This is a genomic window from Shewanella psychromarinicola, assembly GCF_003855155.1.
GTDB classification, from domain to species: domain Bacteria; phylum Pseudomonadota; class Gammaproteobacteria; order Enterobacterales; family Shewanellaceae; genus Shewanella; species Shewanella psychromarinicola.
Genome location: NZ_CP034073.1, coordinates 1,761,259 through 1,777,553 on the forward strand (window position 1 = coordinate 1,761,259; position 16,295 = coordinate 1,777,553).

Below are 16,295 nucleotides of genomic sequence, written 5' to 3' on the forward strand. Positions count from 1 at the left end.
TCAAAATGGATCTACACTCGGTACTATTACAGCAAGAGTTAATTAACGCTTATGGCGAGAGGTTATTATGAATAATATCAATAAAGCTGAGCTTATTCAGCTATTTAAGTTCCCACGGCAGCGAATTTTACAATCAATGGAAGTGACCCACTGCCCCCATGCGGTGTTTTTTAATGATAGTGATGAGCAATGCATTACCTGTCATCAGGGTGAAGAGTGTTTGTGGATTAATCATAATGATGAAATGGTCGCACTTGAGTTGAAGTCGATTGAGCAATTAACGCAGCAATTATTAATAGCGGTTGATTATATTGACTCTAATTTAAGTCCACATCATATGTCGCGCCGAAAGTGTCAATGTGAAAACTGTCGTTGGTTAAAACAAGTGCAAATGACCCTAGGCGGTAAAGCCTAGTCAGCGGAATGCCAAATCATCACTGGAGGTTGCATCCGGTTTTTTTAGTCTTTAAAGTAGCCAGTATCTCATTAGCAACTTGACTGAAGAATAGCATCATGGAACCCAGCTTTTGGCATGAAAAATGGCAATTACAAGAAATCGGTTTTCATCAATACCAAGTGAACCCTTTTTTAGTAAAATATTGGCCGCGTATAGGCTTGGCTGAAAATAGTAAGGTATTTGTTCCTTTATGTGGCAAATCGTTGGATATGTTTTATTTGGCCGAGAAACGTCATACGGTGCTGGGGTGTGAATTAAATACCTTAGCCGTTGAACAATTTTTTACAGATAATGATCTTGCTTATCAAGTTACCCATACCGATGATCACGCGGTATTCTCCACAGATCAAGTGACCTTATATCAAGGTGATATTTTTACGTTGCCCACAAGTGTAACAACATCTATTGGTGGTTTTTACGATCGCGCTGCGCTGATTGCGTGGCCAGAAGCAATGCGTCAACAGTATGTTAAAGCACTCGCTGCGCTTATTCCTGCCAATGTCAGTGGATTACTCATTACCCTTGATTACCCACAAGAGAGCCTAAAAGGGCCACCATTTGCAGTCAGTCCAAGTTGGGTTGAAACCTATTTAAGGCCTTATTTCAATATTGAATTACTGGAGTGCGTGGACGTGTTGGCCGATAATCCGAGGTTTGTTAATAAACAGGTTCCTTGGCTTAATGAAGCTGTGTATAAATTGACTCGAAAGCCATAACATCGACCTAAAAAAACCTACCGATAAGCTCTGTAGGTTTTAATATAACGCTGATGAGCGTTTTAAGCAGCGTCTAGTGAGATTATCTAAGGATTATTTGGGGCCGTAAATCGACTTCACCGTCAGCATAAATAGCAGCAATATCATCTTGCTGGCAAATGACAGCCACAGGTCCTCTGGGCATATGACGCACAAATAATAATCGGTAGCCATAGCGATGTAAGTCGTAAAGTGCGAGTTTTTGATCCGCGGTGGTTAAATCCCAATGCTCGTCGTGATTCAGTACATCCTTGTTACGTCGATCATTTATTTGATATGCAACTTGAGTCATAATCCTTTCACCTAAGTCTTTTAAATTGTTTATTAATTGTTGACTGTATTACTATAACGATAAAACTTTTGAATGATAGTTTTTTGAACAGTTTTAGTATAAAAACTCCGAGTTATGCTAAGGCGAGCTCACATTCACATCAATATGGATATTCAGATGCTTAATTACATTGAACCAGTATTTCGCCCACCTTCAGAGGGGAAGTCATTAATTTTACAGGTCACCAATGGTTGCAGCTGGAATCAGTGTAGTTTTTGCGAGTATCACCCCTAGTTTAAATATACTATTTTTAAACTATATCCTTCGATCTCGAAATAAAATCAACCTTGACGATTTAGGTGTGACCCCTTATTGTATAATATATATTATATGGGAACGCGCTTATGCTTCATCCTTTAGTTATAAGAACAACTATACATATTGAAGAAAAACACAAAATAAGACTGCCTGTTATTTACACAAAAAATGGGATCTTAAAATCATATTTAGATTATTCAATCTATAAACGCAATAAGAGTGAAAGCTGGATTGATGCAAGTGCTCGAGCAATTTGTTTGCTAGTTGAATTTTTGGAGTTTAATAAAACACATTACCAATTTCCAGCTGACCTTTTCATAGCTTTCGCTGACATACTATTTACCGGAACCGTAAATGATTGTGGGGAAGATATAACCGGATTACGGTGGAAAAGACGGCGTTTACAAGATGGCAATAAAATCATTTCTTACATAACCATGTACTCTGATTGGCTTTGTCAAAATAAAGGTATGAGCAATAAAGAGAATTTGAATCCTTGGACAGAGGCAACAAGTCACGAGGAGCAAATGAATTGGGCTGCATACTCACATAAGCATAAAAATTCGTTTCTTGGTCATACTTGGTCACAAGAGACTGCAAAGAGAAATAATAAATTATCCAGAAGTGTTCGATATGAGCAAGATTTTAGAGATGGTAACAGCGCTCAATACCGATTTCCTGATGATCATATTGATAAACTGATTCATCTTGGGTTCGTTAAACAAGGTATTTCAGCCTTAGCACCAGCTTTTTCCCGACTTGAATTGAGAGATATATTAATCACAATATTGCTTCATTTCGGTGGATTAAGAAGGTCTGAGCCTTTTCATATTTGGCTTGAAGACATCTCGCTTCATCCTGAAAGCCCTGATGAAGCCTTAGTGCGTGTGTACGAACCAGAAATCGGGCGTTCTCCTACGTCATATACAAATGGGCGCATCGAGATGCGCAAAGAAACTCTAGCAAAAAACTTCCAAATGTTGCCACGAAACAAATATGAAAAAAGTAAGAAAATTTTTTCTGGTTGGAAATCGAACAAGCTATCACCATCAAAAGATAATTATCTGATTGTTAATTGGTTTGAACCTTCGGCTGGAGAACTGTTTTTGTTTTATTGGCGTCTGTATATAGTCAAGCAACGAGTTAGTCCGCATAAAGATCGCCAACACCCTTATGCTTTTACTAATCAGTATGGTGACCCTTACTCGATTGATGCTTTTGATAGAAAACACAAAAAAGCTGCCGAACGTATTGGGCTTCGTGTTGAAAAAGAATTGGGCACAACGCCACATGGGCATAGATATGCATATATAAACCGTCTAGAAAAAGCGGGAGTTAGCAATCTAGTCATAGCGAATGCTGTGAATCATAAATCTGTTAAAGCGCAAGATGCATACAAATCACTTTCTCCAAACGAAACTAGAGCTGAGTTAAGACGTTTAGAATGTAAAACAACTATAAAAATAATAGATTTCAAAGGTAATCATGAGTAAATACAAAACACTTGAAGAAGCTTCAAAGATGGCAATCAAACTCGGTATAAAATCTAAGTTAGAATACCTACAAAACTATAAAAAAGATCCCAAATTACCTGCTGATCCCCTTAGTCAATACAAAGGTGATATGAAGCAATTTGGTGGTTGGTATGGCTTTCTAGGTAAAAAAGTACCTAATTTTTACAATACATTTGAAGAAGCTTCAAAGATGGCAATCAAACTCGGCATAAAATCTAGAAGTGAATACCTCAAACACTATAGAAAAGACCCCAAATTACCTGCTAACCCTTTTCGTCAATACAAAGGTGAGCTGAAGCACTCTTGTGATTGGTATAGTTTTCTAGGCAACGATGCACCTAATTATTACAGCACAATTGAAGACGCTTCAAAAGCGGCAATAAAACGAGGCATTAAAACCCGTAAAGAATACTTGGAACGATATAAAGAAGATCCAAAACTACCGCGTGTCCCAGACCATACTTACAGTGATGAATGGGAGAGTTTTGGTGGTTTGTGTGGCTTCCTCGACAAAGAAGTCATTAGTTTTTACAGAGCAATTGAAGAAGCTTCTGAGGCAGTAATCAAACTAGGCATTAAAACTGGGACAGAGTACAGCGAACGCTATAAAGAAGACCCGAAGTTACCTTCTGAGCCTTCTAGGTATTACGGAGTAGAGTGGACGAATTTTGAAAGTTGGGATGGTTTTCTAGGCAGAGAACCTATCTTTTATAACACAATTGAAGAAGCATCAAAGGCAGTAATCAAACTCCGCATTAAAAGTATAACAGAGTACAGAGAACGCTATAAAGAAGACCCAAATCTACCTTCTAATCCCAACAAGACTTACTCTGATGACTGGAATACTCTTGGTGGATGGTATAGTTTTTTTGGTAAAGAAGCACCTGATTATTACAACACCGTTGAAGAAGCCTCACAAGCAGCAATCAAGCTCGGTTTTCAAGGTAGCGATGAGTACAAACAAGGATATAAAGAAGACCCAAAACTACCTTCTAATCCCAATAATACTTACTCTGATGACTGGAATTCTTTTGGTGGATGGTATAGTTTTTTGGGTAAAGTTGGACCTGATTTTTACAACACGTTCGAAGAAGCTTCAAAAGCAGTAATCAAGCTCGGTTTTCAAAGTAGCGATGAGTACAAACAAGGATATAAAGAAGACCCAAGGCTACCTTCTACCCCCCAGAGAACTTACTCTGATCACTGGAATATTCTTGGTGGATGGTATGGTTATTTGGATAAAGAAGCACCAGATTTGTACCGCACACTTGAAGAAGCTTCTGAGGCCGCAATTAATCTTGGAATAATGTCTGCCACGGAATACAAAAAGCGCTATAAAGAAGATCCAAGGCTAACTTTTAATCCCAACATCATTTACAGTGATGACTGGGATAATATTGGTAATTGGGTTGGTTTTTTAGGTAAGGAACCTAAGGATTTTTACCGCACCATCGAAGAAGCTTCAAGAGCGACAATCAAGCTTGGATTAGTAAATGCCCACGAATATAGAAAACGCTATAAAGAAGATCCTAGACTCCCCTTAAAGCCATCCGAACTCTACAGTGATGACTGGAAGGGCTTTGGTCGATGGCGAGGCTTTGTAGGGATGTCAAAGAATTATTCTCGTACAGATATAGGCATTAAATTTAATAGCTGGCTTGATTTATATGACTCATATATCGAGCAATGCCCGAGAGGGTTAGTAATGAGGCAAAGAGTTTGCATTCCTTTTATCTGCAAATTCATTATGGAAAACAACCACCCTGCAAAACCTGAAGGATTTCTACTTAAAACAACAAAGGTTAATCGCAAAAGTTACGAGGAGTTCCTTGAACATTTTAAAGATGATAATAAGTCAAAATTTCATTCAATTGTTATTGAATTTATTGATTATTGCCTTCATGAATTATGTACCCTTGAAGATGACGATGAAGTGATTGTTCATCCTGACTTTGGCAATCATTTTATTAACCTTCAAAGCCCTCTATTTGAAATTAAACAAAAGAGATTAGCTGAATCAGATAAGCCTGTCTTAGCATATGGCTACGTAGTGAAAGCAAAAGAGTGGATTTTACCTGCACAATCTAAGGACTTCTGTGAATTAACTCATTTGCACGGTTTGGTTGAGTCTGATTGGTCTGACATTGACCCCTCGCTAATCGATACAAGTGATCCTGATTGTGTCTATAGATATGTTGAAAAAGACCGTCGGGAAAGCAAGCACACGGGTAAATTAATAGGACGTTATAACGAGACAGTCTGTCAAATATGGTCACCCTCTCGTTTCCTTGCCGTATACACTTTATTGAGTGTTCCTGCGCGTGGACAACAGATACTCTGGTGCGATAGCGGAGAAGCTGATAAAAGAATACCTCAACTTGTGAAAAATAAAGTCGAGTGGGTAACTAATACAAGTTTATTGGCGGGGCATACTAAAAAACAAGGCTTCATAAAAGAGTATCAAGCAAATGAATTAGGCTTGCATTTTTCAACGAACAAAACATCGTTTCATGAGGGGGGCTACGACATACCATGGATGCCTGAAAACCTCGATTATTGGATGATCAAACTCCGAAATTGGCAATCAAAATACAATGCAATTATAGAGCCGACAAAGTGGACCGAGTTAGTATTAAGAATTCCAATTGGAAATAAGATCCTAAAACAAAGAGGTGCCAACTGCTTTTTATTTAGAATGGGCAATAGTAATACCCCTCATCAACAGCCTATTTTTGGCAAAGCGCTTGCATATGTACTGCACCAAATAGAACATAAAGATAACCCACTAACAAATCAAGTTAATGACAATGAGAATGTGGGTTCGTATAAATCAGATTACACACCTCACTCAATGCGTGTAAGTTTAATTACAGCCTTTGTTATTGATGCAAAAGTTCCTATTCACATCGTTCAAAAACTGGTCGGACATACAAGATTAGTAATGACGATTTACTACACTAAGATAGGTCATGCAGAAATGCGTGATGAGCTTAATGCTGCTAACAAGCGAGCTTTAGCCGAGTCTCCATATAAAATTCAGCAGCAAATTAGAAACAAGCAGTTTGAAGCCGTAAGAGACTCATTAATTGCGGCCGATCCATTGGCTTTTAAGAATTTGAGTAATGATCACCCAACATCAGCTTTTGCGTTCACTGACATAGGCATATGTCCTATGGGCGGTGGGAAATGTGACCAAGGTGGTGAGGTTGTAAATGATCAAGTCAAACAGAAAAAATATTTACCTGTAGCCTCTGGGCACTTAGGAGAAAAAAACTGTATTCGTTGCCGTTTTTTTATTACTAGTCCTGCTTTTCTTGGCGGGTTAACAGCTGTATTTAATGAGATTTCATTAAAGAAATTTTATATTAAACAAAAAGAAAAGGATCTAATTATTCATATTGAGTCATTAGAAGATGAGCAGTATGACACTGAAAAACTAGGCAATGCTTTTGCTAAAACAATGGAGTTAGAAAAAGCTACATCAAACCTTGAGACAATAGCAAAAGAAACCAGTATGTATGCAACTGATACTGTGCATATTGCACGACTTATTAGTCAATGTGTCGATTTGTTGAATAATACCACGACAAAGGATGGCGAAATAGGAACTACGTTAGTTACAAACTCAACACAATCAAGTCTCGATTGGAGTCTTGATGAGACAAACAGCGAGTTCCATCAACTAAGTACAGTGTGTGAAAATGCAACCATCTACGCTCTATCCGATGCGTCTTTGGCTAATGCTCGACGATCTCAATTAATCGACAATATGGCTTCCCAAAATGGGATTGATCTTCGCTTGTGTATGCTTTCTCCGAAGCAACAATTAGAAGTTGGTAACCAAATGAGCGAGCTATTAAAAAGTCGCTTGAAGTCTTGGGAAAATGTAGAAAAAGTTATGAGAGCAGATATCCTGTTAAACGACTTTACCGATTCTCAGCAACTAATACCACTTCATGATGAAGTAAAGAATATCTTGCTGGGTAAACCGGTAAATCAATTAGCCTACAAAAAAAATATGGTGGAGGGAGTATGAGCCATGAACCTAATGAGCTTTGCGAAAAGCTTAAGCAAGGTGTTAGCCTTAGGGTGGCAAAAACAATAGATTTAATTCATAAGGTATGCACTGAACAGTCGGAACGTGGGTCTAGTGATTTTTCAATTGCCACAATTGGGCGACTAAGCGAAGCGAACAATGGCCCCAAAGCTCAAGCCATCAGAAACAAAACAGGTGATAAATACAGGGCGTTAATTCAGTCGTGGGCTGAATATACAAAGCCGTTGAAGGTAGTTTCAAGTAAAGTGAAAGAAAAAAATGCTTGGGTTGGTGATATAAAAGATTCCCGTATCAGATGGCTTGTAATGGACTTAATAGCCCAAAATAGTAAATTAACTGGACAACTTCAATTAGTAAAAGAGTTATCAAATATTAATATTGATCTAAGACCAGTAGCTAATAAAAATGTAATGGAAAGTTCATCGCAGCCGTCTTTAACTAAATTGAATATACTCCCAACTGAAGTAGAAGCATTATCCCATTCTATTGATCTGGCAAGATTTAAAGTAAACGGGTGGACCGTTGATGATAGAGGAAGAGTTAAAGATGGTGATGGTAATACAATATTCAAAGCGGGTTTTGTCGATGCTATTGAAAAAATATTGTCTTTATAAGCCACAGATCCAGACCCTGTATTTGATCTTGAGTCAAATGCAGTCTGGAGAGATGGTAGAAGCTTTCACGTCCGCGATGCACAAAGCATCAAGAGTTTGCAAGGAAACCCCCTCTCTAACCAGTAACAACATAATACTATAAATTTCTATGCTACCAAATACTTATCGATTAATAGCTTATATGTTTCCTGATATTTTTTATATAGGGACCGAACGATTTATACCTTGTATAGAGACCATGATGAACTATTTTGTAAATGAAAACAATAACCAGAAAAGTCAACAGAAGAGGTTGAGCATTAGGCGACAATTAACTTGGTCGGTCGTATTGCCTCATTAAAAAAACATACTACATTTAAAGATTTGTTACCGCATATGTAAGTAAGAATCAAATGACATAACAGGCTAGCGCTCCTTCAGCAGTATAGTGTTTCCTACTGATTGATTTCACTTTCCTCTGGGATATTAAAATTTAAAACGGGCACTAATTCATTAATCATCAAATCACGTAGTTTTTCTTCCTGACTCGCTTGGTTTTGACGCCATAGAGCAAGTCTTCGTTGAAGTGTTCGGGTTTGCCCTATTAAAAATTTATCAGGATATTTATCCATGAGCCACAAAATTATTTTTCTAGCATTATTTTCAGGTGCTAACTCCATTCTTAATCGTATTTCATCCCAAACATCCTCGAACGGATCTTTTCGAGTTAGCCATGTCCGAGGAGATTTTCTGAAGTCAACTTTATCATTTCTATGGTAATGACGATTCACTCTATCTGTAATGATAACAGGCGGTATTTTAGATAATTGTTTTTTAACAACGTCATCAGTTACGATATAATCATCTTGAGCATGACCTCTTTTATCCCATGAGTATTTCCACAATTCATCTTGTAGTGATTCTAATTGAGCTAACAAATAAACCGGGTCTAATCTTTCATACTCTAACCTAAGTGACTCTTTTGTAGACTGATTAACATGGTCAGAAAGTAAAACGCGTTGATAAGGTGTTTTTGCATCATCATATTTCTTTGATACCTTAGCCCCAACACGTTCTTTTTCAAGTAACTTCAGCGATGGTTGATAGAAATTAACGTACATCCTGACTATGCGATACAGCCTTGCCAAAGCTTCCCAGGCTTTCCAACCTTCGTAGCGATCATAACCAACCAATCGACGTACAACAGAACCGTTTTTTTCTTCCACATGCGCCTGGTCATTTTTTCGGTGAGTTCTTGCTCTTGTAAAGGTGATATTATTTTCTTCGCAGTATTCTAATAATTCATAATTTATAAACTCACTGCCACAATCTGTGTCTACTCCCTGCATAGGGAATGGAAGTAAGTCACTAGCTACTTGTAAGCCATCAATCACGTCGCTGGCGCTTTTTCGTAACAAAGGCATGCACTCTAACCAACCAGTGGCAATATCAACTAATGTGAGCGTATTTAAAAAAGAGCCATTGGTATTGCCCCCACAATGAGCGACGAGGTCAGCTTCCAGAAATCCAGGAATAACGTCATCCCAATCAGCAAATGTTCTGACTTGAATTTGGTGCTTTAATAAATTCCCTTTACGAGTAGTGCTTACAGATTGTTTGATTTTTTCTCGTTCAGGTTTGAGGATCCTATCAACAGTAGAAGGGCTAATTTGTAGCAATTTTTCTCGTACATCAATAGGTAAGCGTAGATGACCATGACGCTCCATTGCTTCGACTAGGTAGGGTAAAAATGGCACTAGACGTTTAGAGCATATTTGATTAGCCGCATACCAAACAGCAAGTAGAGCTTGTCGTAGCTGTTCGTCGTAGCGATGGGGTGTCTTGCGATTTTTTGGAAAGATATTCTGATTGATGGTATTCAACAATTCGATAGTATATTTTCGTTCATAGCCGGTAGCAGCAACTATTCCATCAAGTATTTTCCCTTTATCTATCCAGTTAGCGTCATGATATTTTTGTTTAATGCTAGCTAACAATTCCTTTCTCGCATTTAGACTCATAGACTTAATCATATCTAGTTACCTCATCTTAAAAGAATCACAACTAGTGTTATTTTAGATGAGGCAACGACATATTAGTAGTATGGATTTAAGTGAGTCAATGCGCCATCAAACTTATCAGAATATCCAAACTTCTTTATCAGCTCATTGAATGCTAGGGTGAGCTCATCAGCCCTCTCTATCATTCTCTCCATCACAGGCCAATAGGTCATCCATATATGTCCTTGTCTATTACTTTTCAGTTCTCGCTCTATAAAAGCTTTACAAAATGCTGTAGGACTGTTGGTTGGAAGTACCATTAACTGATTCCTTATTCGTACTTTTCGTTAGTGTGCTTAGAGTACGCTTTATGAGTTTAATCACCGTATCTAAAGAAAATAAAATGTTAGGGTTTAGATCGCTTGTGAAAATCAATATCTAATAGAGCTGTGCATCTCAAAGATTATGATAACCACATTCATCTTAACCAATGATTATTATGGAAATTAGGTATAACATGGATTTTATACTTGGCAGATTAGAAAAATTGATATGAGAGTCAAAAATTCCGCAATTATTTATACTGGATACGATTATCAGACTCTACAAGGAGTGAAACTACTTGCCGAGTGGATCCATAGTCCTACTAGATATTTGAGAGTGGCTTTCGAGGCTGACAGAGATGGAAATGAAGCTCCGGAAGGGATCGATGATATTGTTTGTGAGCGTCCAGATGGTGTTAAAGATTTTTGGCAGGTCAAGTTTACTCCTTCTCCAGAAAAGCATGAAAATGGCCTCACTTGGGATTGGCTTTTAAAAATATCAGGCAAAACGGCGAAGTCTCGTTCAATTCTTAAAAAACTTTTTGATGCTATTGCCGCTGTACCCGATGAAAAGCTCGGTGATGTTATTTTGCTAACCAACAAGCGGCCAGATAGGGTTATGGAGTCTTGTTTGTGTGAGGAAAATATCAATTTCACTCAAATTGATACCGACACGCAGATTAAGGTTATTCATCAACTGGGAAGTTGTGAAGCTGCTAAATTATTTTTTTCGAGATTAACTATTCAACACAGTGATCTCGACTATCCAGCGACAAATCGAAGTGTTCGTGCAGAGCTGCTAAAATTTTCCGACCATGCAGGTGTTGAGCGGCTCATTGCGAGATCTAGAGAATGGGCAATGTTCAAAAATAATCCACCTGCAAACGGCTGGATTCACCTTAACCATGTTAGAGAAGTCTTATCACCAAGAAGGCCAGAGCCTATTCCAGAGATATTTTCCGTACCTAAGGACTACAGTCTTCCAAATAACGAGTTTCATAATGGATTATTTAATAACATTACCAATTCAAGTGGCGGTGTAATAACACTAACCGGTAAGCCTGGCGCTGGAAAAAGTACATATTTATCATATCTATGTCAGTCATTAGAGCTACAAGACATTCCGCTAGTGCGCCACCATTATTTTTTATCGCTGGGAGATTCAACGGACGACAGGTTGAGCCCTAGAGTTGTTGCCGAATCTCTGCTGTATCAAATTAATAGTTTTCACACAGAGGTAAGAACGGATACTTCTCGACCAGAAAACTTACGTGAAGCATTAAGATCTTGCGCAGATTACTACAAAACCAAAGGAAAGGTCTTTGTAGTACTGATTGATGGTTTAGATCATGTTTGGCGAGACAATGCTAAAAATAAGAAACCATTAGATGAAACTTTCAGACAACTGTTACCTGCAACAGATAACTTAGTAATACTTGTTGGCACACAACCAGTAGATGATGAATTACTTCCAGGGATACTGCTTACTCATTCACCGAAGCGGAATTGGCACTGGTTGCCTGAAATGTCTGGCAATTCCATATATGAGTTTTTAAAAATACATGTTGAGTCAGGTCGATTATTCATGAACTGCCATGATGATCATGTGGATGAAGAGATTCAAAAAAGTGCAAGGATATTGTTAGATAACACCAATGGATATCCTCTACATTTAATTTATTCAGTTGAGTTTCTTTCCCAAAATGGTGTAGCACTTTCATCATACCAAGTTGAGAGACTTCCCCCATGTTCCGATGGCAATATCACTACTTACTATTCAGAACTGTGGCGTAGCCTCACTTATAGGCAACAAGATGTTCTACATCTTTGTAGTGGCTTTCAGTTTGCCTGGTCGAGACAAGCGATTGGTACCGTTGTAAAAGACGAACATGACTACGCACCTAGTGTGGATGCTGTGGCGCACATGCTGTCAGAAGGAATATCAGGATCAAGGCCTTTCCATGAAAGTTTAGTGGTGTTTGTTCAAAACCAAGAAGATCACCAACAGCGAATAAACACATTGTTGCCATACGTGTGTGATTGGCTCCGCTCAAAAGCACCATTACATTTAAAAGATAACTGGCTTTGGTCTAGCCAAGCTAGAGCTGGCGACTCTTCCGAGCTACGACTAGGTGTTACTCGAGATTGGGTACTCGATAAGCTTGTTATTGGAATGCCTGTTAAGTCGTGTATTCGGCTGCTATCCGAAGCAGAAACATATGCGTTTAAAGAACTTAAATATGCAGAGGCATTTAGACATCGAGAACTGAAAACCAGACTATTTAATGGCCCGGAGTTCCAGACATGGGATTCCACTAGTCTTGGAATACTGTCATTAGTTAATGCAGACGAGCCTTCTCTGAATGAAATAATTTCTGGTCAGAATGAGTACTCGCCAATCAAACTCGCTATATTGGCAATTGTCTTGTGGTCTACAGGAAAAAGAGAACAAGCCAAGCTCTTATCAATGAGTGCTATAGACAGGTATCTTTCAAAAACAAAGCTACTATCTTCACAACACTCACAGAATGATGAAGCTGAAGTAATTGCATTGATAAAAGCTGGAGTATTAACCGACAGCCTTAACTATGATGTAATTTTTGAAAATGAAATCTTTTCCGATTGGTCTGAAGGATGTATAGCGAGCTTTAGAAATGCATGTCTGATAAAAAAGGATCTTGGTTTACTTTTAAGGGCTTGGGATTGCTTACCAGCCGAAGCACCTCAGATTGTTCAAGTCGAACTAGATGCCATTAGGCTAAGTATTGTAGAAGATGCAGATATTACCTGTAGGCCTGAATATAAGCATTTCTCATCACAGAAGTTATCTTGTTTTGTTGATCTGTATTCTAAACATAAATTTTCAAGCATAACTGCTTATGAATTTGTTAGTACTTCGCTTTCACAATTTAAGGTGAAAGCGTCCAGTGATTATTATGACTGGTTCTTTTCTTCTCTTTGTATCAGATTAAATGCTGAAGGCGATTACTCTTGGCTGCCAGTTAGTGCTTCTTCAGAACAAGTAGATACTTCCAACCACTATCATTTACTCAATGAATTATCAGACTGGATTTCTCGTGAGCTTGTAGCAGGAAATTCATTAAAATTTGATTTTGTTTGTTCGATATTTCCATCCGCTCCAATTTTGGATGAGATCCAATCGGATAGTCGTAGATCAGATATAACACTAAAGCGAAAGTGGATTGAAATTGCAGCAGACTGCCACCTTATAACAACCAAGTCTGAAATTGAACGTGATGAGTTGAAACATACAATTGATAGCTGCTTATATAGGGTTGACTGGCTGAGACTTTGGTATAAAGACATTGGTCTTAAGTTACTTAATGATGATGCTGTAGAATTGCTAATAAAAAGTGATTCTAATCGCCAAATAAATGAACTAGAACAAACAATTGAAAACTCTAATGCATATCTGGAACTCTCTCAAATAGCATTTTTTCATGATAAGCTAGATTTGTATGAAGAATGCTTAAAAAAGACATGGGACTTTGTACTTGGTTATGGGCATCACAAAGATCCAATGATCTTTGATGTTTTGAAAGCAGTAGATTATCTGTCTGAAATAGATCCAGATTCAGCCCTGACATTATTAGAAAGAATTTCACCAATTATTTTCAATATATCAGAGTTTACCAATGGAGACGGAACTAGACATTCTACGTCCTCACTATCATCCTTAGTTGCGAGGTTAAACCCGCAAACAGCAGCTTCAATGTATGAAAAAAACCTCACTGATGGGGAATGGTCTTATGCTGAAGAGGCCATTTTGAGCTTGCTTCAAAGGTGTAATTTTTCTTTACCTATAGTAAAGAATTTGTACCTTACCGGTCTAGATTCTGCCAGTCATCAAAAACTCAGAGAGCAAATTGAAAATGGAGATGATACTGCTCTTCAGATTTCAAATGAAATTGAGTGCTTACTTGGTATTAATGTTCAACGAGTGCCAGAAGATAAGTATTCTAAGACAGATGAGCTCGATGACAAAATTACATTACAACCATCGAATTACCCACCAGAAAAATACCAAGAACTGGTAGCCGCTCTAAAAGGGAAATACAGTACTAGTAAATTCTGGAAATCGTGGTATCAACATTGGGTTGAGCAAGATAAGGAACTTGAGTTACTACAACTATTCATTCCGCAAATACCAACAATCACTGATCGTCTTGATGATAAGCGATACTTGCTAGATTTGCTGTTTTTAAGCCAGAGCAAACTGAACGGCAAGGCACAAGCATTTAAATTGCTGGTCGCAGCTCATAATGCAATGAATGGTTGGTCTGATTGGTATGAGAGTTCTGAGAGCAGCATCAGTAGACTTAAAATTGTTGCAGAACAATATCCTAAAAAAATTGATGAGTTTATTAAGCTAACAACATCTGAGCCAGCTAGTTGGAAAAGTAAATTTGGTGACTTAATTATTCCTAATGATAAATTAGTCTTTTTATTGTCTCAGAGTGGTAAAGCTAAAGAGGCGCTTCAGCTGACATTAAAGATGGTGGAAAGCTTAGAAGAAAGTGTACGCAATCTAAAGTTAACAAAACCAACCTGGGATTGGCAACGAGATGACTCTATTGAAGAAGCTTTAACTAAGTGCTTAATTGCAAGACTTAAGCTCCCTATACCGTCCATTAAACTATGGGTAATAGAGCAAATTTCACTTCTGTTAGTCGAAAAACGCTCAAATATTGAAGACTTGTTAAAACAAGACTTAGCCAATAGGAAGCAGGAATCTGAATGCGTAGAAGTACTATGTGTATTTTTAGTCGCCAAATCTAAAGGGTACATTTGTCCGGCTAATTTAGGACAGTATGTATATGCAAGATCCACACTATCTGATTTAATTCTTAATGAATTAATTTCAAATCCACAGGATTTCGGCACAGATGCTTATGATTTTATGCCTTTTGCAGTCCTAGATGGTGATAATCATCGATTTGAATATTATCAAGGAAGCCATATTCCACTTTTGTATCACACATGGCTCAATAAAGAAGAGAAGAGAACTGGCCTAGCTTTCACTGACAACTACCGTTCTGAGTGGAATAATACTTTTAAATATCTTCCGTCATCAGCGACAACTATTGATTACTTTTTGGGTAGTGATAGACAAAAATCTACTGGTCAATTTTATACGCAAGCAAGTCATCGTGGTCGCTCCGCTTATTTGCGAACCATAGAGAATGCAAAACAGTTCTTTGGTATGCCTAACTCTTATGCTGCACATTTATCAATACCGGCATTGCCTATCGAGCCTGCATATATAGGGTTAGTACCTAGAAAGCCGACATGGTTACCTGAATGGGAAAGTGAAATACTCCCTGACAGAGATAACCTGATTCAGTTTATTAAAGATATATTATTCAGCTTTGCTACAGCTAACGAATCCCATGATTTGTTGGCTCTTTCGATGCCAATTAAGCTTGATAACGATTGTTGGATTGATTTAACAATGGTTAAAGCAACAACTGGTTTTGAAGAAACTACAAATATTGAAATACAAGAACGCATGGGTTGTTTAACAGTTGCTTCTCTTCTGAAGCCAGAGCTGTCTTATGAGTTTGACGTTAAAAAACAATCCGAAAGTAAGGTTTTAGCTGTTACTCCCTTCCCATTCATGAGATACGGGCATTGGCATTCAGACCTTGAATCTAGAGGTCTTTATATTCCAATGTGTAATATTGATGGGAAGCAACTTGTCGGTTCATCTATTGATGGTCAATTTTGTTATTCGGTTGATGATACCAAGATTGGTTTTTCTTCGTATTGGTATAATGATTGGCTGCCAGTTCACCCCAAAGGTATTCGCTCTCTTTGTGGTTCTTATACCTCTGTACAAAAAGATAGTTATGCCAGATGGTTACAAGTTGAACGTAATAAAAGGAAGAGTTTATATTCTTGTAAAGTACAACTTCTTTCATCTAAAGATACTTTTCGAGAGCACGAGGTTGAAGAGTTAACCTTTACAATTGAATAGTTATCATTG

9 protein-coding genes and 1 pseudogene are annotated in these 16,295 nt (G+C 37.9%); 7 read left to right on the forward strand and 3 right to left on the reverse strand.

Going from position 1 to position 16,295, the window contains the following annotated elements:
* Positions 1–67: 67 nt before the first annotated feature.
* Both EGC80_RS07620 and EGC80_RS07625 read left to right on the forward strand, forming a co-directional pair.
* Positions 68–415 carry a hypothetical protein gene (locus tag EGC80_RS07620; protein ID WP_124012533.1) on the forward strand — a complete coding sequence of 116 codons (348 nt, stop codon included), beginning with the start codon at positions 68–70 and terminating at the stop codon, positions 413–415.
* Positions 416–513: 98 nt separating this feature from the next.
* Positions 514–1,173, forward strand: a complete 660-nt coding sequence (locus EGC80_RS07625; protein WP_124012532.1) for a thiopurine S-methyltransferase — start codon at positions 514–516, stop codon at positions 1,171–1,173.
* An 82-nt stretch (positions 1,174–1,255) separates the two neighbouring features.
* Here the strand turns inward: EGC80_RS07625 and EGC80_RS07630 are convergent, their stop codons facing one another.
* Positions 1,256–1,504 (reverse strand): hypothetical protein, encoded by a 249-nt coding sequence (locus EGC80_RS07630; protein ID WP_101034017.1) that lies wholly within the window; start codon positions 1,502–1,504, stop codon positions 1,256–1,258.
* Between the two features lie 156 nt (positions 1,505–1,660).
* Here EGC80_RS07630 and EGC80_RS07635 point away from each other — a divergent pair.
* The 4 genes and pseudogenes from EGC80_RS07635 to gmtX all read left to right on the forward strand — a co-directional run.
* Positions 1,661–1,771 (forward strand): annotated as a pseudogene (locus EGC80_RS07635) (oxidase); the annotation flags it as partial.
* 116 nt (positions 1,772–1,887) lie between these two features.
* Entirely contained in the window at positions 1,888–3,294 is a 1,407-nt protein-coding gene (gene gmtY / locus EGC80_RS07640) for a gamma-mobile-trio recombinase GmtY (RefSeq protein ID WP_124012530.1), read from the forward strand.
* The gene (gmtZ, locus tag EGC80_RS07645) at positions 3,287–7,351 is read left to right on the forward strand and encodes a gamma-mobile-trio integrase GmtZ (protein ID WP_124012529.1); all 4,065 of its coding nucleotides are present in this window, start codon (positions 3,287–3,289) and stop codon (positions 7,349–7,351) included. The genes gmtY and gmtZ overlap by 8 nt, the downstream gene beginning before the upstream one ends.
* Positions 7,348–7,986, forward strand: coding sequence for a gamma-mobile-trio protein GmtX (gmtX, locus tag EGC80_RS07650; RefSeq protein ID WP_124012528.1), 639 nt, complete (start codon positions 7,348–7,350; stop codon positions 7,984–7,986). Before gmtZ ends, gmtX begins: the two co-directional genes overlap by 4 nt.
* A 434-nt stretch (positions 7,987–8,420) precedes the next feature.
* Here the strand turns inward: gmtX and EGC80_RS07655 are convergent, their stop codons facing one another.
* On the reverse strand, positions 8,421–9,998 hold the full coding sequence (locus EGC80_RS07655) for an integrase catalytic domain-containing protein (protein ID WP_124011562.1): 1,578 nt from the start codon (positions 9,996–9,998) through the stop codon (positions 8,421–8,423).
* Positions 9,999–10,060: 62 nt separating this feature from the next.
* A complete protein-coding gene (locus EGC80_RS07660) occupies positions 10,061–10,285 on the reverse strand; it encodes a hypothetical protein (protein ID WP_206191827.1) in 225 nt (74 codons plus the stop codon).
* Positions 10,286–10,517: 232 nt separating this feature from the next.
* Here EGC80_RS07660 and EGC80_RS07665 point away from each other — a divergent pair, with 232 nt between their 5' ends.
* The gene (locus EGC80_RS07665; RefSeq protein ID WP_124012527.1) at positions 10,518–16,286 is read left to right on the forward strand and encodes an ATP-binding protein; all 5,769 of its coding nucleotides are present in this window, start codon (positions 10,518–10,520) and stop codon (positions 16,284–16,286) included.
* Positions 16,287–16,295: the final 9 nt, after the last annotated feature.